Below are 19,672 nucleotides of genomic sequence, written 5' to 3'. Positions count from 1 at the left end.
TGCAAGCTATCAGTCATCGGGCCGGATGAGTTCGAAAACTTCGCTTACTTTCGCGTAGTCGCGATAGCCCAGACGTGACAGCGGGTTGAATGCGGTGACATCGAAGCGCCCGTCGCGGAGGCAGTCGTCGCGTATGTGCACGCCGACGACCTCGCCGATCACCATTCGGTTGGACTGACCGGGCAAGTGGATGATCTGAACCAGACGGCACTCCAGATTTGCAGGGGCCTTAGCGACACGTGCGCAGTTGATCGTTTCGCATGCCGCCTTGTCGATGCCGGCTTCTGCAAATTCATCCACACCTGCCGGGAAGCTTTTCGATGTCGCGTTCATCGCATCGCGCATGCCGTGCTCGACGATATTGACACAGAATACACTTGTCTTGCGGATCACGGCTACGCTGTCTTTCGTGTCGCCCCGGTCGGGTTTTGCGTTGGTAGAGCTGAACATGACCAATGGTGGAGTGTAGGCAATCGCGTTGAAAAACGAATAGGGCGCAAGATTGTCGCGCCCGGCTTCATCGCGTGTCGATATCCACCCGATCGGGCGCGGTGTCACGATCGCGTTGAATGGATTGTGCGGCAGTCCGTGCCCCTCCGCAGGCGTATAGAACATGAAATCTCCGAATGCGTTTCTTCGTCCTTTTTCAACGCCTAGCGCCATGCTACTGCGAGTGCCAGCTTAAAGCAGGGGCAGGGCGGTGTTTCGACTGACGAAGGAGCAGGAAGACGACTGGTGGGAAGTCGAGGCGCTATATGATCTGTGTTTCGCGCCGGGCCGCGAGGCGCTGTCTTCTTACCGTCTGCGGGACGGGGTACCGAAAGTCGCGGATCTGTCGTTGGTTGCGCGTGATCGTCGTGACATCGTGGCGGGGGCTATCCGTTACTGGCCGATCGAGATTTCCGGGGTTCAAGCCCTGTTGCTGGGGCCAATTGCCGTGCATCCCACACGTCAGGGCGAAGGGCTTGGGGCGCTATTGATGCAGGAGAGCCTGGCGCGAGCGGCCGTGATGGGCTGGGAAAGAGTCCTGTTGGTCGGCGACGCGCCGTATTACAAGCGGTTCGGATTTTCTAAATTGGCCGATGTGCAGATGCCCCCGCCAACGAACCCCGAACGCGTTCTGGGGTTGGACCTGATCGAAGGGGCTTGGGACATGGTTGCGGGAAAAGTCGGAAAAGCAGTCGTGTGAGTCAGGCCTGCTTGCCAAGGCATTCCATGATCGCGGGGCGCACGGACTGCTCGCCGCGTTCGCTGACCTCCTCGATTACCGCACGGATCTCGCTCAGATCACTGTTGCGTAATAGGTGTTTCACCGGACCGATAGATGCCGCGCGCATGGATAAAGTGCGCAGCCCGAGTGCGGCGAAACAAAGTGCTTCGATCGGGCGGCCTGCGTCTTCGCCGCAGAAGCTGAGCGGGGTGCCCGATTCGGCGCAGCGTTCGACGATGGTTCGGATCAGGCTCAGAAAGCTGACGTTCAATGTATCGTAGCGGCGGCGGACCCGTTCATTTTCACGATCAGCGGCGAAGAAGAACTGTTTCAAGTCGTTACCGCCGATGGAAATGAAGTCGGCCATCTCGAAAAACGCTTTCGGTGAAAACGCCATCGAAGGAGTTTCCAGCATGGCGCCCACCTTTACATCGGCGGGCAGCACATGGCCGAGATGCCGTTCGCGATCCAGTTCCCGGAACAAGAGATCGCGGGCTTCGACGAACTCATCAAGTTGTGCAATGAAGGGGAACATTACATGTAATGGACGCCCCGCAGCCGCGCGGATCAGAGCCTGCAGCTGCATTCGCATGACACCGGGCTTGTCCAGTCCTACGCGTATGGCGCGCCAGCCCAACGCAGGGTTGGGCTCTTCGGTTGGCTTCATATAGGGCAGCACCTTGTCGGACCCGATATCGAGCGTGCGAAAGACGACACGCTTGCCATCGGCGGCATCCATGACTTTTGCGTAGAGCTGCGCCAGATCCCCGCGACGAGGCACTTTGTTGCGGGCGAGAAATTGCAGTTCTGTCCGGAAAAGTCCAACGCCTTCCGCGCCTGAGCTGCTCAGGTTTGGCAGGTCGGCCATCAGCCCGGCATTCATCTCCATCGTGATGACAGTGCCGCATTTGGTCTGCGCAGGCAGTTTGCGGATCGAGGCGTATCTTTCCTGCGCCTTGGTCTGCATGGCCAGCTTGTCAGCAAAGGCCGCCGTGATCGTCTCATCCGGGCGCAGATGAACCATCCCCTGATCGCCATCGACAAGGATCGGGTCTCTATTCAAGGCTTCGGCCACGATTCCTTTCGCGTTGACCACCAGCGGAATGGCCCATGCCCGCGCAATGACAGCGGCGTGTGATCCGACGGAGCCTTCCTCCAGTACTACGCCCTTCAGGCTGCGCCCGTATTCCAACAGCTCGCCGGGACCGATATTGGTAGCGACAAGGATTGGATCGTCCGGCCGGTCGTTTCCGGTGTCTCGCCCTTGACCGGTTAGGATGCGCAACAAGCGGTTGGATAGATCGTTCAAATCGTGCAGACGTTCGCGCAGATACAGATCATTGACCTGATCGAGACGCGCGCGCGCCAAAGACTGCTCCTTTTCAACAGCGGCTTCGGCAGACAGACCGCGCGCGATGTCTTCTTCCATCCGCCGCATCCAGCCCTTGGAATTGGCAAACATGCGATAGGCTTCCAGCACCTGCACCTGCTCGCCGCCACCGATGCGCTCGGCGTTCAGCAGTTGATCGACCGATAACCGCAGTTGATCCAGCGCGGTATGCAGCCTGTCAAGTTCGGCATCCGGGTCGTCCGCGATCGGGCGGCTGATGACCACGCGAGGGTCATGCAAAAGGACGTGGCCAGCGGCACTGCCTTCTTGCCCGACGCTGCCGCGGAACATTGCCGGACGCTGATGAAGGGGGGCGAGTGCGTCACTATCACCGAGAAAGGCCCCGAGTTCTGTCATTTCCGCCAGAACCATGGCGACAACTTCCAGCGCGTATATTTCATCGTCGGAAAAGGACCGCGCAGTCTTTGACTGAACGACCAGCACGCCCAGCTTCTGGCCCAACCGCTGAATTGGAACCCCCAGGAAGGAGGAATAGACCTCTTCGCCCGTTTCCGGCATGAAACGGAAACCGGGTTCTTGCGGGGCGTTCGCGGAATTGATGGGGCGGCTATTCTTGGCAACGCGCCCGACCAGACCTTCACCCACGCGCATCCGGGTTTGGTGAACAGCCTCCGCGCGCAGGCCTTCGGTCGCGCACAGTTCCAGAGTTTTTTCGTCACGAAAAAGGTAAATCGAGCACACTTCCGTGCGCATCGAATCGGCGATCAGCCTGGTGATATGGTCGAGCCGTTCCTGTCCTTTACCTTCTTCCGCCAAGGCATCCCGAAGGCGACCGAGCAGCTTACGGCTTTCAGTTTCGGTGGCTTGAACCATACAACCCTGTTCTTACGATGCTTTCTCCAACTCGAAGGCATCATGCAGGGCTTGAACCGCAAGTTCCATATATTTCCGGTCGATCAAAACAGAAATCTTGATCTCGGACGTCGCGATCACACGAATGTTGATCCCTTCATCACGAAGCGCCTTAAACATGCGCGCCGCGACTCCGGTGTGGCTGCGCATCCCGATTCCCACGACCGAGACCTTGGCGACATCGGTATCGGCGATCAGTTCGTGGAAGTTGACCTCACCCGCTTCTTTGGCTGCGTTCATTGCCTTTTCAGCGCGCGCGACCTGATTGATCGGGCAGGAGAAGGTCATATCCGTGCGACCGTCTTCACTGATGTTCTGAATGATCATATCGACATTCACGCCAGCCTCGGCCAGCGGTCCGAAGATGGCTGCTGCGATTCCCGGGCGGTCCGCCACCGATACCAGAGTCATCTTGGCTTCCTCGCGGGAGTAAGCAACGCCGTTTACAACTTTGTTCTCCATGATCTCATCCTCGTCGCAGACAAGCGTGCCGCTGTTTTCGTCGCTATCCTCGAATGACGACAGAACCCGTAATCTTACCTTATACCGCATAGCCAGTTCGACCGAGCGGGTCTGCAGAACCTTCGCACCCAGCGAGGCGAGTTCCAGCATTTCCTCGAACGCGATCTTGTCGAGCTTGCGTGCCTTGTCGGTGATACGTGGGTCGGTCGTATAGACGCCATCGACATCCGTGTATATATCGCAGCGCTCGGCATTGAAGGCGGCGGCGAAGGCCACAGCCGTCGTATCCGACCCGCCACGTCCCAGTGTCGTGATTCGGCCCTCGGGGCTGATACCCTGGAACCCGGCGACAACTGCCACCTTCATGCCCTCGGCAAACTTCTGGTCGATGTTGTCGCGCGGGATCTCGCTGATGCGTGCCGCCGAATGCGCGGATGTCGTCTTCAGCGGAACTTGCCAGCCCTGCCAACTGCGTGCGGGCACGTCCATTTCCTGAAGCGTCAAAGACATGAGGCCGGCAGTGATGTTCTCGCCAGAGCTGACGACCGCATCATATTCACGCGCATCGAACAGGGGCGAGGTCTCTTCGACCCAGCCGACCAGCTCATTGGTCTTGCCCGACATGGCCGATACGATGACAATGACGTCGTAACCGCGCTCCACCTCGCGCCGTACTTTTTCAGCGGCGTTTCGGATGCGGTCGAGATCGGCAACCGAGGTGCCCCCGAACTTCATCACTAGGATTGGCATTGGCGTTCCTTCGCGGCTCAAGCCAGATTGGTCGCAGGTCTCTTAAGGAAGCGCCGAATCCAACGCAAGGGGCGTAGATCGTTCAGTTGGTCTTCCGTGTCGGGATAAAGGGCAGGGGCATCACCGGTACCCCGTCTTCCAACAGCTTGCGTGCCTCGGCTGGCTTCGCTTCGCCGTGGATCGCGCGTGCTGGTGCTTCTCCCGAATGCATTTGTCGCGCTTCCTTGACGAAGCGATCGCCGACATAGTCGGAGTTGGCTTCGACTTCGGTTTTCAGCTTTGAGATAGCGGCCTTCACCTGTTCAGGCGTGGGCTCGCTGCTCTTCTGAGGTTTGGCAGGGACATCCACCTTGTTACGCCCGGGAGTTACGCGAGGCGCCATGATCGACTTCGATACATCATTGCTTCCGCAGTCCGGACATTCCACCATGGCCGATTTTTGCAGCGTGTCGAAAGCCGAAGCCGATTGAAACCAGCTTTCAAACTCATGCCCTTCGGCGCATTTGAGAGAGTAGCGGATCATGTCTCACCGGTTGTTGTAACCCATCATGGCTACATAACCTTTCCGCCATCCGATGCAATGCGAACGCCGCGCAAGCATGCTGATGCTGATCTTGTTGCAATAGTTTCATTCGACTTTCATACAAGCTACTCATAGGGCAAGCTCACAATGCCGGTGAGGGACGAAGCAGTTGAAGGAAGCAGGGCTATGAAGATCGCGGTTCTTGGTGGGGATGGCTTTGTCGGGTGGCCGACGGTGCTGCATCTGTCGAATCTCGGGCATGATGTTCACATTGTCGACAACTTGTCGCGGCGTTGGATCGACACAGAGCTGGGAGTCCAGTCGCTGACACCGATGGATTCCATTCAGGAACGTTGCCGGATCTGGCGTGAGCAAACCGGAAAGACCCTACATTTCCACCTGATCAATATCGCCGAAGAATACGAGCGTTTGAAGGGCTGGCTCGCGGACAACAGGCCGGACGCCGTGATCCATTTCGCCGAACAACGCGCGGCACCTTATTCGATGAAAACCGACCGCCACAAGGTTTACACGGTCAATAACAACACCAACGCGACGCATAACCTGTTGGCTGCGCTGGTGGAAACGGGGATTGACGCGCATCTGGTGCATCTGGGAACGATGGGTGTCTATGGCTATTCCAGCGTGGGTGCAGCCATTCCCGAGGGTTATCTTGATGTGGAAATCGAGAACCTTGAGGGCGAGAAAAAAGGGCTGGAGATCCTGTACCCGACCAAGCCGGGTTCTGTCTATCACATGACCAAATCGCTGGATCAGATCCTGTTCCAGTTCTACGCCCAGAATGACGGACTGCGGATCACGGACCTGCACCAAGGGATCGTTTGGGGCACGCATACGGATCAGACCAGACGTCATGAACAGTTGATCAACCGCTTCGACTACGACGGCGACTACGGCACGGTTCTGAACCGGTTCCTCATTCAGGCCGCGATTGGTCATCCGCTGACAGTGCATGGCACAGGCGGCCAGACGCGCGCCTTCATCCACATCCAGGACAGCGTCCGCTGCATCGAGCTGGCGTTGAAGGATGCGCCCAAAGCCGGCGAGCGCGTGAAGATCTTCAACCAGATGACGGAAACGCACCGCGTGCGTGATCTGGCGGAGCTCGTATCAAAGATGACCGGGGCCGAGGTTGCATACCTGCCGAACCCGCGCAAGGAAGCGGCGGAGAACGATCTGATCGTCAAGAATGACCAGTTCCTTGCGCTTGGGCTTGATCCGATCACCTTGCAGGAAGGCTTGCTGGACGAGGTCGTCGAGGTTGCCAGGAAGTACGCCTACCGCGTGGATCGTTCCCGCGTTCCGGCCGTGTCCGCATGGACCAAGGAAATTGGAGAGCGGGTCGAGAAGGACCCCGAAGGCAAGCGTCTGAAATCCGTATCCTGAATGTCTGGCGGATTGAATGCCGACCGGCCCGCGCAGTCGTCGCGGGCCTATGTCACATTGGTCACCAACGCTGATTATGTGCTTGGCGCGCGGGCATTGGTTCGATCCCTTTCGCTGTCGGGCACGGATGCCGATATCGTCGTGCTACATACGGGCGCGGTCAGGCGAGAGGAACTGACGTCTCATGCGGCGCTCGGTGCGCGATTGGTGCGGACGGAGTTGTTGCCAACCTCAGACGCCTTCAACCAGCGCCACTCGCGCAAGAACCAGCACGAGGCCGCGCCCTTCACCAAGGGCGAGAAACCGCATTTCCATACGCCGCTCGACAATTTTGCCAAGCTGCGGCTGTGGCAGCTGGTAGAATACGACAGCATCGTTTTCATAGATGCGGATGCGCTGGTGCTACAGAACTGTGACCTGTTGTTCGACTATCCCCAGTTTTGCGCCGCGCCGAATGTCTACGAGAGTCTTTCCGATTTTCATCGAATGAACTCGGGCGTTTTCACGGCCAAGCCATCCGCTGAAGCTTTCGAAGCTATGCTTGCAGCGCTGGACCAGCCGGATGCGTTCTGGCGGCGGACGGACCAGACCTTCCTGCAACACTATTTCCCAGACTGGCACGGGCTACCGGTATTCTACAACATGCTGCAATATGTGTGGTTCAACATGCCGGAGTTGTGGGATTGGCAAGACATCAAGATTCTTCACTTCCAATATGAGAAGCCGTGGCAGGTGCCGCATCCGAAGGTGACACAACTCGCCCCACTGATTGATCTGTGGAAATGCTATGCGGGGGATGACCATGTGCCCGCGCTCCAAGACCTGCCGAGCCCAGGGGAGCACGTGTGAGGATACTGCTGAGTGGTGCCACGGGCTATGTCGGTGGGTTCATTCTCGCGGATGCTGCCGCACATGATGATGAAATCATCGCCTTGTCGCGCTTTGGACGACAGGTCGCGGGTGCGGCGACATCGTTGCGGTTCGATTTAAACGGCGACATGTCCGAAATTCCCGTTGGTATCGATGCGCTGGTTCACTGTGCCTTCGATCATGTGCCAGGGCGCTATCGCGGCGGAGAGGGAGATGACCCGGAGGGATTTTTGGCGCGAAACGTTCAGGGGTCTCTGAAGCTGTTTGAGGCGGCGCGTCGAGTGGGGGCAGAGCGGATTGTCTTCCTGTCGTCGCGCGCGGTCTATGACGGGCATCCAGCAGGGACGGTATTGACCGAAGATCTGCCGCTTGATCCCGCTTCGCTTTATGGGCGCGCAAAGTTCGACGTCGAGACAGCGCTTGTTGCCCTGGCCGAGACAGGGCTGATCACATCGAGCCTGCGCGCCACTGGCATCTATGGGACGTCGCAAAAGGGCGGATGGCACAAATGGCAGGATCTGTTCCAGGCATTTGAAGCAGGTGAAAACATCGCTCCTCGCATCGGAACCGAGGTGCATGGGGCGGACCTTGCTGCGGCCGTGCGATTGGTGCTGATGTCCGAGCGGTCCAAAGTCTCTGGGCAGAGGTTCAACGTCTCTGACCTCTGTCTGGATCGGCGTGATTTGCTGGACCTCTATGCGACACGGAAGGGCATTGACCGTCCTCTGCCCGACCATTCGGATGCGGCGATGGTTAGCCAGATGGACTGCACGCGCCTCAGTGGTCTTGGTTGGCAACCGCAGGGGCAAGACGGGCTGCTACGCTTTCTGGCGGAACTTGGCTAGAGGTCGGCCGTGTCTTGTCTTCCTGTTGACGCCTCGGGGTCAATGAGGTCCAGTCGATCATGTGAAGCTGACCACACTGATCTTCGACCACAGCCGTGCAGCTTTCGACCCAATCGCCTGTGTTGATGTAAAGGACACCATCCATATCGCGCATCTCTGCCTTATGGATGTGACCGCAGATGATGCCATCATAGCCGCTGCGTCGTGCTTCTTCCGCCAGCACGCTTTCATATTCGCCGATGAAGTTCACTGCCTGCTTGACCTGCTGCTTGGCCCAGTTGGACAGGGACCAATACTGACCACCCCATAGCCGCCTGATGCGGTTGACGGTCGTGTTGAGCCCGAGCACGAACTTGTAGGCGCGGTCACCCAGATGGGCCAGCCAATCGGCATTCTTGACGACGATATCGAATTGATCGCCATGGGTAATAAGGAAACGGCGCTTGTCGGCTGCCATATGCTCGTCAGTCAGCCGGACTTCGATCCCGCCGAAATGAGTGCCGATATAGTTTCGGGCAACCTCATCATGATTTCCGGGGATGTAGATGATCTGCACGCCCGCGTGTGCCTTGTGCAGAATCGCCTCGATCACATCGTTATGCGCTTGAGGCCAGTGCCAGCCGCGTCTTAGGCGCCACCCGTCGAAGATGTCGCCGATGAGGTAGATGCGTTCCGCCTCGAAGTGGTGCAGGAAGTCCAGAAGCATTTCCGCCTGACAGCCCCGCGTTCCCAGATGGATGTCGGAGATGAACAGCGTACGATACCGGGATGCAGATGCGCGTGTCAGCATGCGGGCATTAAAGACGTCTCCGGTGACAGAGCTGTGACACCGGAGACGAAAGCGTCAGCTATGGATCAGTTCATGCCCATGCAGCTTGCGTAGTAGCTGACAGTGGCAGGCCAGTCGCTGAAGACACCCGCAACGCCGACATCCTGAGCCAGAACGTCGAGAACTTCGTAGTAGTCGCCGCCGCCACTGATCGCATCCGTGATGGAGTGGTAATACCAGCCGCCACCATCGACCAGAGGGCCGGACCGTTCAAGCGTCCAAGCGATCAGTTCAATGTCTGCCTCCTTCAACGCGGTTGCCAGCGCGGATGGGACGATTTCGCCAGCGTCGTTTAGCGAAACAAGAAACGGAATCGCCGGAGCAACGTAGTTCACGCCCTGCGCTTTCAACTCGGCAGGTTCGAAACCCCACGTCGCGGGATCATCGCCATTCAGGCCTTCGATGGAACTGTCGTCGATCAGGTAAACCGCCTGGGCACCGAATTCAGGCTCGGCCTCGATCCAGTAAAGAACATCGTCCAGATTGAAGCTCTGCGCCCACACATCGGATGCGGGGATGCCCGCCGCCTTGTACTCGTCGACCAATTTTTGGGCATAGTCTTCTTGCGAGAACCCGTCGAACGGCATTTCTACAGATGGCGATTTCAGTTCTGGCGTAAACTTCGCGCCGAGGGATTTGAACAACTCGATCGAATCGGCATGGGTCATCAGCGTTGCGGGTTCGGCTGAATACAGATCCGTGCGCCATCCCGCGGTGCCGCCCTGGTATTCTTCTGCCGTGGTTGCGGCCTTGTTTGCAGCGTCCATTTTTGGCGTCAACGTCTGGAACTCGGCCAGCGTCAGATCGGATGTGCGGCACTCGGCTGCAGCCTCGGTGTCACCCGATGCAGGCGTGAAGCCGGCCGTGCATTTTTCCGCCAGATCCGTAACGAGGATGTTCGTCGTCGTGTGCAGATCGTTTTGTGCGTGACGGCAGACCAATTCCTTGTCAGCAGTGAAGGTCACGTCACATTCAAGGATACCTGCGCCCATTTGCGCGGCAGCCACGTTCGATTCGACCGTATGCTCTGGGAACATCAGCGGTGCACCGCGGTGACCGATTGAGAAATTGGTGCGAGTGACCGGGCTTTCCGAGCAGGACAGCAGTTTATCCTTCAATTCGCCATCCTGCATCTTGTTGATGAGGTAGAGCGGGCGCGGGCCGACTTGAATGTTCTCGGCGCTGGCGGCGGTTCCGGTCAGGGCAATTGCCGTCGTGAACAGAAGTTTCGTCAAGCTTGTCATTTTATCCCCCGTTTAGGTTACGTAACGGAGGGTATATCGTCGCGGTTCTTGAAACTAGTGTGTCGTGTTCGTGACGGCATGCTGACAATCGGCCAGCATGCCGTAAGGTCATCTTAGCTGCGCTGACCAGCAAACTGGGTCTGCCAGTTTTCGCGTTCCTCATCATTGATCTTGCGAAACAGCACGTCGGGAACAGTGAATTCATGGCCCGGCTTGAGAAGCTGAAGCGTGGCATCCATGTCATTTGGCCAGTCGTCGTTGTCCAGTTTCATGGCGTCGCACAGCGTGGCGCATGCGTCGGGGATAAACGGTGCAGAAATGGTCGCGTAGAAGGCAATCAGGTTCAGGCCGGTGCGCACAACTGCGGCAGCACCTTCCGGGTCGGTCTTGAACAGGGCCCACGGCGCGGCTTCCTGCAGGTATTCGTTGCCGATAACCCAAAGCCCGCGCAGTTCAGCGGCGGCTTTGCGGATCTCAATGGCGTCCATGTGCTTTTGATAGGCCGTCAGACGCTTCGACAGTTCCGCCGCAAGCACCTCCTCGCGCGGACCGATTGCGCCGCCTTCCGGCACGGCCTCGCCGAATTTGGAACGGCAGAACTTGGTGATACGGCTGACGAAATTGCCGAGCACATCGGCCAAGTCCTTGTTCACAGAGGCCTGGAAATTTTCCCACGTGAATTCGCTGTCGGAACTTTCCGGTGCGTGGCTCAGCAGCCACCAGCGCCAATAGTCGGCAGGCAGGATCTCAAGCGCCTGATCCATGAACACGCCACGACCTTGCGAAGTTGAGAACTGGCCGCCATCATAATTCAGGTAGTTGAACGACTTGATGTAATCGACCAGCTTCCAGTCCTCGCCCGAGCCCATGATGGTGGCGGGGAAGGACAAGGTATGGAACGGCACGTTGTCCTTGCCCATGAACTGGACGTAGTTCACGTCTTCGGCGCCCTCGCTGGTGTGCCACCAGCGACGCCACGCGGACTCGTCCATCCCTTGTGCCTCGGCCCATTCGGCGGCGCAGGCGATGTATTCGATGGGGGCATCGAACCAGACATAGAAAACCTTGCCTTCCATGCCCGGCCAGTCTTCATCGCCTTTCTTTACGGCAATACCCCAGTCCAGATCGCGTGTGATCCCGCGGTCCTGTAGCCCGTCGCCGTCATTGAGCCATTTCTTGGCGATCGAGGTCGTCAGGACCGGCCAATCCGTCTTGCTGTCGATCCAGTCGTTCAGCTTGCCGCGCATCGCCGATTGACGCAGGAACAAATGCTTGGTTTCGCGCACCTCCAGATCGGTGGAGCCGGAGATTGCGGAACGCGGGTCGATCAGGTCGGTTGGGTCAAGCTGCTTGGTGCAGTTCTCGCACTGGTCACCGCGCGCCTTGTCATAGCCGCAATTGGGGCAGGTGCCTTCGATATAGCGGTCGGGCAGGAAGCGGCCATCGGCGTTAGAATACACCTGCCGTTCACTCACTTCCTCGATCAGTCCGGCTTCGGCCAGCTTGCCTGCGAAATGCTGTGTCAGCTTGTGGTTCTGCGGGCTCGACGACCGTCCGTAATGGTCAAAGGACAGCCGGAACCCCTGCGCCAGTCGCGTCTGAACAGCATGCATTTCCTTGCAGTATTCATCGACCGGCTTGCCTGCTTTTGCGGCCGCCAGTTCTGCGGGCGTGCCGTGTTCGTCGGTGGCGCATAGAAACAGCACTTCATTGCCGCGGCACCGCATGTAGCGCGCATAGAGATCAGCGGGAAGCTGACTGCCCACCAGATTGCCCAGATGCTTGATCCCATTGATATAGGGAAGTGCCGAGGTGATCAGAATGCGTGCCATGTGGTTCTTGCCCTTGTTTGCGCGGCTCTCCCTTTAACGCAGGCGTGATCGGGTTTCTAGCGGTGTCTCGCGTCAGGGTTGCCGCGCTGCAGCGTGGTGTTGCTGCGTCACTTGTCCGGGAATTGGCGCGATGTGCCGCTCTGGGCTTGCCCTCGTTCGGTTGTCTGATAACTGCATCGCCAATTAGAGAGGTGACGCATGCAGTATAAAAAGCTTGGCCGCACGGATATCGAAGTCTCGGATCTGTGCCTTGGTTCGATGACCTGGGGTAACCAGAATGCCGAGGCTGAAGGGCATGCGCAGATCGACATGGCCCTCGATCACGGGATCAACTTCATCGACACCGCCGAGATGTATCCCACCTGCCCGGTGCGTCGCGAAACGGTGGGCGACACAGAAAAGATAATCGGCACATGGTTGGCCAAGTCCGGTCGTCGGTCTGATATCATCCTGGCCAGCAAGATTTCCGGCGAAGGCGCTGACAATCCGCGTGACGGGGAACCGATCACGGCGGACTCGATCGGGCGGGTTGTGGATGAAAACCTGAAGCGCCTGCAGACGGACTACATAGACCTCTATCAATTGCACTGGCCCAACCGTGGGAGCTACAGCTTCCGCCAGAGCTGGACCTACGATCCCTTCAAGCAAGACCATGACGTCGTTCTAGACAATATGAACGAGGTGCTCGCAGCGTTGGCCAAACAGGTTGAGGCCGGAAAAATCCGCCATGTTGGCCTGTCGAACGAAACGGCATGGGGCACGACGACATGGGTGCGGTTGGCGAAGGAAAATGGTTGGCCGATCATGCAGTCCATTCAGAACGAGTACTCTCTGCTCTGCCGCTTCTTTGACACTGACCTTGCAGAAGTTGCCATGCATGAACAGGTCGGGCTTCTGTCCTACTCGCCGCTTGCCGCCGGACTGCTGACTGGCAAGTATCGCGGAGGTGTGGTGCCGGAAGGGTCGCGCATGTCGCTTGTTCCGGGGCTTGGCGGCCGCGCAACCGATGCGGCTCATGCGGCGGTTGAGGCCTATGTCGCAGTGGCTGAAAAGCATGGGCTTGATGTAGCGCAAATGTCGTTGGCTTTCTGCCGCCAGCGCCCGTTCATGACCTCGACAATCTTCGGCGCGACCGATCTGGATCAGTTGAAAGTGGCGCTGGGTTCCGCGGAATTGACGCTGTCAAAAGAGGTCCTCGACGATATCGCGGCTGTCCACCGCCGGTATCCGATGCCTTATTGATCAGTCGATGTAGTCGACGAAGCGATCCTCCTGTCGGTGCGCGAAAAACGGTACCTGTGCAGGAGGTTCGCCCGACACAACAAGAGGCGCGATCTGCGCCAGAACGATCTGGGTGATGAACGGGACGGGCAGGTGCTTCGCGTCCGACAGAGGCACCCAGGCCAGATCGGTCAGTTCGTCACCGGCCTTGGAAAAGTCATCGGCGTCGCTTGCCAGAAGCTTGGCGTTTGCGATCAGAAACCGTGCGTCGAACCTTCGGCTTCGTCCGGGAGGCGTGATCGCCCGGAATGCGAACTCGAGTCCGGCACCCGAGGGGCGATTGCCGGTTTCGGCGTATGTCGACCATCCTTCAGGAATATCGGTCCAACGCGCCTGTGCACCGAGAACGAGACCGGTTTCTTCCCACAACTCGCGTATGGCCGCGACCACTATGGCTTCGGGCGGAACTGCGGACCGGTCTGCGAGCCGCCGACGGATAGGCGGGCGCAGGGGCTGCACAAGGCTGATCATGCTGTCACCAGAATCGACTGCTCCACCGGGGAACACGTAAAGATCCGGCATGAATGCCGCTTTCTTGGGTCGCCGTCCCATCAGCACAGTTGGTTCTGGGTCGTTCCGGAAGAGGATGATGCTGGCCGCGTCGCGGATCGGCAGATCAGCTTTCACCAAAACCGTGCATCCTCTTGGCCCACTGTATCCCGATGATCATGCCCTTGAAGCGCGGAAGCAGGAACAGCGAAAGCGTGACACAGAGTATCGAGAGCGTGATCGCCATTGTCAGCGGGTCCATTCGCCACGAGGCGTAGAAGACGTGAATCAACACGGCCAGGATGTGTCCAACAATCAAGATAACAAGATAGGCCGGGCCGTCATCTGCGCGCTGCGGTGTCAGATCTTCACCGCAACTTGGGCAGGCAGGCCGGACCTTTAGGTAGCCCTGGAACAGGCCTCCTTCGCCACAGTTGGGGCATTTGCAACGCAAGCCGCGAAATGCGGCTTGCTTGGTGTCGCGTTGGGGTGGGTCGGCGATGATTGCGTCATGCATGATCTGAACTTCCTATGCTGTATACCTATATGCCGCATCCGTTGACGAATTTGAATGCGGTTGGAAGTCGCGCAGAAAAAATCGCCCTTGGCCGACGGAGAACCCGTGCCCCGCCGTTCAATAAGAGCAATGACAAGGCAAACGCCTTTCGTCGGCATGATAAGAAGGGGTGAACAATGACTTCTGTAACGCGTACAATCGGATTCGCACTGGCTACGACCTTGTTGGGGTCCATGGCCTTGGCTGCCCCACAGGACCGGGCAGAGATGTTCGAACGACTTGATGCGGACGGAAATGGCCAGATCACACAGGCTGATCTCGACGCGGCGCGTCAGGAACGATTCGATGCAATAGATACCGATGGGAACGGAATGTTAACTGCGGATGAACTGGTCGCGCATGAACGGCTTCGTGCAGACCAGCGCCGGATATATCGTGTCGAACGCATGATCGCGCGTATGGATCAAGACGGTGATGGCCAGATCAATGCGGTGGAGATGATGTCACCGGAGCGCCAGCAGGTTCCGCGAGGGCTCATTGAACGGATGGATACTGATGGCGATGGCTCCGTGACCCACGAAGAGTTCGCAGATTTCGCTCCCCGTGGAATGAGGCCGCGCGGCGACGAGCACGGCCATAAGGGGCGCGTTGGGCGCTTCATTGATCCGGCGGAGCGCTGACATCAAGGCGGGGCGCTCGCTTGCGCCCCGCACTACTAGTATTGGGTACGGGTGACCATGCCGTTCGAAGCTGCGCCGGAAGCCTCTGATGAGGATTTGCTGATGCACTATGCTGCCGGAGATGCTCATGCCGCGCGTGTTTTGACGGCCAGGCTGGCGCCGGGGGTCTATCGCTGTGCGGTTCGCATGCTTGGCGATGCGGCAGAGGCCGAGGATGTCACCCAGGACGCGATGTTGCGTCTCTGGAGGCAAGCCCCGAACTGGGAGCACGGCCGAGCGCAGCCCTCCACTTGGCTGTACAGGGTTGCCTCGAACTTGTGTCTGGACCGGTTGCGGCGCAAGACGACCCAGCCCTGGCCCGAGGGGTTCGACCCGGCGTCGCAAGCGCCGTCCACGCAAGACCGCATGGAACAGGCAGAGCGTGTGACGGCCCTGAAGCAGGCATTGGGTGCCTTGCCGGAAAGGCAGCGTCAGGCCGTTATCCTGCGGCACATCGAAGGGCTTACAAATCCGGAAGTCGCCGCTGTGATGGAGCTGTCGGTCGAGGCAGTCGAAAGCCTGACCACGCGCGGTCGACGTGGGTTGAAAGGTTTGCTTGCGGGGGCAAGAGATAAGCTGGGTTTTGGCGATGGTTGAACGGAACAGCAGATTGACCGATGAAGAGTTGGACCGGCTTTTCCGAGGGGATCGGGAAACTCTGGACGGCACCATACCTCAGGACCTTCTTGGTCGTATCATCGGGGATGCAGATCGCGAGTCGAAGATGCGACGGGCGGCGCGAAAGCGTTGGCGTTCGGTCGAGCGGGTCAGCTGGCCGATGGGCCTGGCCGCGTCGCTGGCGGCTGGCCTTTGGATCGGCGCGTCGCAGTTCGGGTATTCGGGCAGCGGAAGCGATCTGCTACTACGCAACGATCTTGCCTATGAGATCGGCTACTATCTCCCGCAGGTTGCGGGTTATCTATCGGGGTATTGAGATGAACTGGGTGCGCAAGAAAGGGCTTGGCCTGAAACTGCTGCTGGCCATGTCGCTGGGTGTGAACATTCTGGTGCTCGGTGCCGTGCTCGGGAGTCTTTGGGGACGTCCGGACAATGGACGCGGGGGGGCAATGATCCATCGCACCGGGATGTTCAGCCTGCTTGCCGTCTTGCCGCCCGAGAACCGTAAGGAATTGCGGCGGGAGCTAGATGATGCTTTTGGAGATCAACGCCCTGTTCCTGACGGCAATCAGTTGCAAGTCCTGCGAGAGGCGTTGCGTTCCGAGCCATTTGACCCCGACCATTTTCGGGTGCTGCTGGCGAAACGTCGGGAAGCGCTGGATCGTGTAAACATGCGACTGGAAGAGGCGCTGGCGTCTCAGTTGGCGCTTATGACGCCTGAAGAACGGCGCAGCTATGCCAACCGGCTGGGAAAGATTCATAAAGGCGCGGCGCACAGGCAGGATGGGCGTCCACGCCGTGATTACTAGGCTGCGGGCCGATCGAGACTGACCTGATCCCGACCGTCTGCTTTCGCGACATAGAGCGCCTTGTCCGCGCGGTCGAACAGTTCGGTGGTGTCTTTGACTTTTCCTGTTCCGACCGCGACGCCGATGCTGACTGTTACCGTCAATGCGCTGACGTCGCCCTGCAGGCGGATCGGCGTGCCTCTGACAAGTTGCCGCAAACGCTCGCCCGCCGTCAGGGCTTCGTCATGGTTGGTGTTGGGCATCACCACGAGAAATTCTTCGCCGCCCATGCGCGCCACAAGGTCTTGCGCCCTCAGGTTGGAGCGCAGGCGGGATGATACTTCACGCAGAACAATATCGCCGATAGCATGGCCGTAGGTGTCGTTCACGGCCTTAAATCGGTCGAGATCGAGTACCATCAGCGCGAACGGCTGGCCTGCGCTCTGTGCTTGAGCGGCAATGGACTGCAAATGCCGTTCTGCAAAGCGACGGTTGAACAGTCCGGTCAGCGGATCGCGCGTGGCCATTTGCAAACCGGTCTGCATGTTTCGGCGCAATTGGTCCCCTTGCTGCTTGTGCCGGATCTGGGCATTGAGACGAAGGGCCAATTCCTCGGCATGAAAACCGCTTGCCATGATATCGCTTGCGCCCAGATCGAGCGCCATGGCGACCTGATCGCTACTGGCATCTTCGAGCAGCAGGAGCATGGCAGAGCCGCGCGTGTCTTCCCGACTGCGGAGTTCGGCGATCAAGCGGAGCGCGTCCTGATAGGTTTCCTTGGATGCGCCGATCACGAACGCATCTGCCGCAGTTGCCCGTGCGGTTGTCGTCAGCGCGTCTTCCCGTGTCATGACGGATAGTCGGTGAGAAAGAACCGGTTCGAGGCGCGCCGACCAAGCATGAGCGGCCTGCGCATTGGGCGATATCAGTGCAATGTGACCGGGCGAAGAATATGTTGCGCCCGCTTCGGCCAGCCCTAGCTGGCGGCTCGTGATGTCACGTGCTTCGATTTCTGAAGCGGTATTGCTTTGCCGGAGCGTGCGGCGGATGCGGGCCATCAGAAGGCTGTCATTCACAGGCTTGGGCAGAATATCTGCGGCCCCGGCACGAAGCGCTGCCACGCGCAGGTCGGGGGTCAGATTGGTTGCCAAAAGGATGAGTGGCACGTCCGCATTATTGTGCGTGCCCTGTGTCGCGGAGCAAATCGCCAGCTTGCCGCCGGGATCGGAGTCGATATCTAACAGTATCAAATCCGGCTTGTTCTGACTGATCTCGCGCGCCAGTTCATCCGGTGTCGTCGCTTGGGAAACCACGTAGCAGGCAGCGGACAGTTTACAACGCAGCAGGATCCGGTTCGTCGCAATCCCGTCATATATGAGAATACGTCCGGACATGAGCTTTTGCCGTCTCCGCGCTGTTGTGACGGATCGAGTTTTCGGGTTGAAGTGTTAAGAAAGCATTTCCGATTTTAGAGAGGTTTGAAACGAATTGCGCCACGATGAGGCCATTACGATCGCCGCGAAGGCTTTGGACTGGATCGCACGCACGAACGACCTGTTGCCGGTTTTTCTAGGAAGTTCAGGTATTTCGGTAGAGCAACTGTCAGACAATGTCGCTGAACCGGAGGCATTGGCGTCGGTTTTGGATTTCTTGCTTATGGATGACCGATGGGTTCTCGCGTTTTGCAGCGATACCGGCATTTCGCCCGAGAAACCGTTAACCGCGCGCGTGGCCCTTTCGGGTGGGGAAGTGCCGCATTGGACCTGATTCTTCGCGACTGCGGCTTTGAGACCCGATGTGCTGTTTTCCGTGTTTGCGTAAGCGGACCGCTCGGGGCATAGTGCGGCCATCGGGGAGGAACAGTATGTCACCAGTCAGGGCGATCCTGTTCGACAAGGATGGAACCTTGTTTGATTTCCATGCCACTTGGAGCGAATGGTCTGCCGGGTTTCTGTTGCGGCTCGCTGGGGGTGATCTGGAGCGGGCCCGTATCTTGGGTGAAGCGATCGGATTTGATCTCGACACCAGGAGCTTTCTTGATGGGGCGCTTGTTGTTGGCGGCACGCCGGATGACATCGCTCATGCACTCTTGCCGCATCTGCCTGGAGCGACACCGTTTTCGCTGGTCAGTCGAATGAATTCTGAAACGGCACGGATTCCGCAAAAGGAAGCGGCACCTCTCAAGTCGCTGCTCGGGGATCTTCGGCAAACGGGGTTGAAGCTTGGCGTCGCCACCAATGATTGTGTGGCGCCAGCCGAAGCACATCTCGCGCAGGCCGGAATTGAAGGGTTCTTCGATCACATAATCGGATGTGACAGTGGGTACGGGGCCAAGCCTGAGCCGGGAATGCTTCTGGGGTTCGCAGACTATGTGGGAGTTCCCCCGGAAGAAGTTGTGATGGTTGGTGATAGCGTGCACGATTTGAACTGCGGGCGCGGTGCCGGAGCGCGATGCGTCGGTGTGCTGACGGGCAGTGCCCAGAGATCCGCGTTGGAACCCTTGGCGGATATCGTTCTGCCCAGCATCGCGAGCCTGCCTGTGTGGCTCAGCGGGCTTAATATGGCGGACAGCGGGGCGCGGCCTGAGGCCGTGCTTTGAGCGTTTTCAACCAGTGATCCGACATGCTGGCCTGGAGTAAACGTCCCAGGGCGTGCAGACGGTGAGTTTGACATCGATTTCGACTGCGTGTTTCCGGCAGGTCGGTGGCTTCATGTTGGCAGGTTATGCTGCTGGCCGTAAGCGTTGCAGCATGTGGCTGAAATGTTGGTGCATGGCGTACGATCGGAAGACCTGATTGTCCTCTGCGCGGAGACGAACTCACGCTTGTGATAGGTTTGTTGGGCAGTGCTCATTCCGCGAGATCGCTTGCACGGCGGCTCTGTCAGCCGTTCTTGATGTCATTTGGTTTCGTGTCCATTGGAACAAGCGCGGGCGGTGCAATGTCTGGGTGCGCATTCGGGGTGAAGCCCGCTGACATAAGAACGCGTGCGACGTAGCCCTTTATGAAGCTAAACTTGCTGGCGG

21 protein-coding genes are annotated in these 19,672 nt (G+C 58.5%); 11 read left to right on the top strand and 10 right to left on the bottom strand.

The genetic code is table 11. The features are described 5' to 3' along the window. Window positions 1–9 precede the first annotated feature (9 nt). Window positions 10–615 (bottom strand): flavin reductase family protein, encoded by a 606-nt coding sequence (locus FPZ52_RS07665; RefSeq protein ID WP_146364887.1) that lies wholly within the window; start codon window positions 613–615, stop codon window positions 10–12. 85 nt (window positions 616–700) lie between these two features. Between FPZ52_RS07665 and FPZ52_RS07660 the strand changes: the two genes are divergently transcribed. Next, complete coding sequence (locus FPZ52_RS07660; protein ID WP_146364886.1) at window positions 701–1,189, top strand: GNAT family N-acetyltransferase; 489 nt, start codon at window positions 701–703, stop codon at window positions 1,187–1,189. Between the two features lies 1 nt (window position 1,190). Here FPZ52_RS07660 and ptsP read toward each other — a convergent pair whose 3' ends face one another. The 3 genes from ptsP to FPZ52_RS07645 form a co-directional block, all read right to left on the bottom strand. Continuing rightward, complete coding sequence (gene ptsP / locus FPZ52_RS07655) at window positions 1,191–3,434, bottom strand: phosphoenolpyruvate--protein phosphotransferase (RefSeq protein ID WP_146364885.1); 2,244 nt, start codon at window positions 3,432–3,434, stop codon at window positions 1,191–1,193. A 12-nt stretch (window positions 3,435–3,446) separates the two neighbouring features. Then, on the bottom strand, window positions 3,447–4,685 hold the full coding sequence (locus tag FPZ52_RS07650) for an aspartate kinase (protein WP_146364884.1): 1,239 nt from the start codon (window positions 4,683–4,685) through the stop codon (window positions 3,447–3,449). A gap of 82 nt (window positions 4,686–4,767) precedes the next feature. Beyond that, window positions 4,768–5,208 carry a DUF1178 family protein gene (locus tag FPZ52_RS07645; protein WP_146364883.1) on the bottom strand — a complete coding sequence of 147 codons (441 nt, stop codon included), beginning with the start codon at window positions 5,206–5,208 and terminating at the stop codon, window positions 4,768–4,770. Window positions 5,209–5,394: 186 nt separating this feature from the next. Between FPZ52_RS07645 and FPZ52_RS07640 the strand changes: the two genes are divergently transcribed. From FPZ52_RS07640 to FPZ52_RS07630, 3 genes are read left to right on the top strand one after another with little or no spacing between them, the layout of a single operon-like run. Next, window positions 5,395–6,615: an NAD-dependent epimerase/dehydratase family protein gene (locus tag FPZ52_RS07640; protein ID WP_146364882.1), complete on the top strand. Its 1,221-nt coding sequence runs from the start codon at window positions 5,395–5,397 to the stop codon at window positions 6,613–6,615. Then, on the top strand, window positions 6,616–7,464 hold the full coding sequence (locus tag FPZ52_RS07635) for a glycosyltransferase (protein WP_146364881.1): 849 nt from the start codon (window positions 6,616–6,618) through the stop codon (window positions 7,462–7,464). It abuts the gene before it with no gap. After that, complete coding sequence (locus FPZ52_RS07630) at window positions 7,461–8,330, top strand: NAD-dependent epimerase/dehydratase family protein (RefSeq protein WP_146364880.1); 870 nt, start codon at window positions 7,461–7,463, stop codon at window positions 8,328–8,330. The genes FPZ52_RS07635 and FPZ52_RS07630 overlap by 4 nt, the downstream gene beginning before the upstream one ends. On the opposite strand, the gene FPZ52_RS07625 is transcribed toward FPZ52_RS07630, so the two are convergent. The 3 genes from FPZ52_RS07625 to metG form a co-directional block, all read right to left on the bottom strand. Beyond that, window positions 8,263–9,120, bottom strand: a complete 858-nt coding sequence (locus FPZ52_RS07625; protein ID WP_146364879.1) for a UDP-2,3-diacylglucosamine diphosphatase — start codon at window positions 9,118–9,120, stop codon at window positions 8,263–8,265. The two genes, FPZ52_RS07630 and FPZ52_RS07625, sit on opposite strands and share 68 nt — an antisense overlap. 65 nt (window positions 9,121–9,185) lie before the next feature. Continuing rightward, a complete protein-coding gene (locus FPZ52_RS07620) occupies window positions 9,186–10,403 on the bottom strand; it encodes a glycerophosphodiester phosphodiesterase family protein (protein ID WP_146364878.1) in 1,218 nt (405 codons plus the stop codon). Between the two features lie 113 nt (window positions 10,404–10,516). Continuing rightward, window positions 10,517–12,235, bottom strand: a complete 1,719-nt coding sequence (gene metG, locus FPZ52_RS07615) for a methionine--tRNA ligase (RefSeq protein WP_146364877.1) — start codon at window positions 12,233–12,235, stop codon at window positions 10,517–10,519. A 198-nt stretch (window positions 12,236–12,433) separates the two neighbouring features. Between metG and FPZ52_RS07610 the strand changes: the two genes are divergently transcribed. Continuing rightward, a complete protein-coding gene (locus tag FPZ52_RS07610; RefSeq protein ID WP_146364876.1) occupies window positions 12,434–13,477 on the top strand; it encodes an aldo/keto reductase in 1,044 nt (347 codons plus the stop codon). Here FPZ52_RS07610 and FPZ52_RS07605 read toward each other — a convergent pair whose 3' ends face one another. Both FPZ52_RS07605 and FPZ52_RS07600 read right to left on the bottom strand, forming a co-directional pair. Further along, the gene (locus FPZ52_RS07605; protein ID WP_240804321.1) at window positions 13,478–14,143 is read right to left on the bottom strand and encodes an NUDIX hydrolase; all 666 of its coding nucleotides are present in this window, start codon (window positions 14,141–14,143) and stop codon (window positions 13,478–13,480) included. It abuts the gene before it with no gap. After that, window positions 14,133–14,522, bottom strand: coding sequence for a DUF983 domain-containing protein (locus FPZ52_RS07600; RefSeq protein ID WP_146364874.1), 390 nt, complete (start codon window positions 14,520–14,522; stop codon window positions 14,133–14,135). Before FPZ52_RS07600 ends, FPZ52_RS07605 begins: the two co-directional genes overlap by 11 nt. Window positions 14,523–14,698: 176 nt before the next feature. Between FPZ52_RS07600 and FPZ52_RS07595 the strand changes: the two genes are divergently transcribed. The 4 genes from FPZ52_RS07595 to FPZ52_RS18885 are packed head-to-tail and all read left to right on the top strand — an operon-like array spanning window position 14,699 to window position 16,668. Next, on the top strand, window positions 14,699–15,202 hold the full coding sequence (locus FPZ52_RS07595; RefSeq protein ID WP_146364873.1) for an EF-hand domain-containing protein: 504 nt from the start codon (window positions 14,699–14,701) through the stop codon (window positions 15,200–15,202). 57 nt (window positions 15,203–15,259) lie between these two features. Continuing rightward, the gene (locus FPZ52_RS07590) at window positions 15,260–15,838 is read left to right on the top strand and encodes an RNA polymerase sigma factor (protein WP_146364872.1); all 579 of its coding nucleotides are present in this window, start codon (window positions 15,260–15,262) and stop codon (window positions 15,836–15,838) included. A 13-nt stretch (window positions 15,839–15,851) separates the two neighbouring features. Next, complete coding sequence (locus FPZ52_RS18890) at window positions 15,852–16,175, top strand: hypothetical protein (RefSeq protein ID WP_168201286.1); 324 nt, start codon at window positions 15,852–15,854, stop codon at window positions 16,173–16,175. Window position 16,176: 1 nt separating this feature from the next. Continuing rightward, the gene (locus FPZ52_RS18885) at window positions 16,177–16,668 is read left to right on the top strand and encodes a periplasmic heavy metal sensor (RefSeq protein ID WP_168201285.1); all 492 of its coding nucleotides are present in this window, start codon (window positions 16,177–16,179) and stop codon (window positions 16,666–16,668) included. Here FPZ52_RS18885 and FPZ52_RS07580 read toward each other — a convergent pair. Then, window positions 16,665–18,041, bottom strand: coding sequence for a diguanylate cyclase (locus FPZ52_RS07580; RefSeq protein ID WP_146364870.1), 1,377 nt, complete (start codon window positions 18,039–18,041; stop codon window positions 16,665–16,667). The two genes, FPZ52_RS18885 and FPZ52_RS07580, sit on opposite strands and share 4 nt — an antisense overlap. A 94-nt stretch (window positions 18,042–18,135) precedes the next feature. Here FPZ52_RS07580 and FPZ52_RS07575 point away from each other — a divergent pair, with 94 nt between their 5' ends. Both FPZ52_RS07575 and FPZ52_RS07570 read left to right on the top strand, forming a co-directional pair. Continuing rightward, entirely contained in the window at window positions 18,136–18,414 is a 279-nt protein-coding gene (locus tag FPZ52_RS07575) for a DUF3572 domain-containing protein (RefSeq protein ID WP_146364869.1), read from the top strand. Window positions 18,415–18,511: 97 nt separating this feature from the next. Then, a complete protein-coding gene (locus FPZ52_RS07570) occupies window positions 18,512–19,246 on the top strand; it encodes an HAD family hydrolase (RefSeq protein ID WP_146364868.1) in 735 nt (244 codons plus the stop codon). The last annotated feature ends 426 nt before the right edge of the window (window positions 19,247–19,672 follow it).

The organism is Qingshengfaniella alkalisoli (assembly GCF_007855645.1).
GTDB lineage: Bacteria > Pseudomonadota > Alphaproteobacteria > Rhodobacterales > Rhodobacteraceae > Qingshengfaniella > Qingshengfaniella alkalisoli.
The sequence above is the reverse complement of the archived record's forward strand: the minus strand, read 5'-3'. Positions and strand labels throughout refer to the sequence as shown.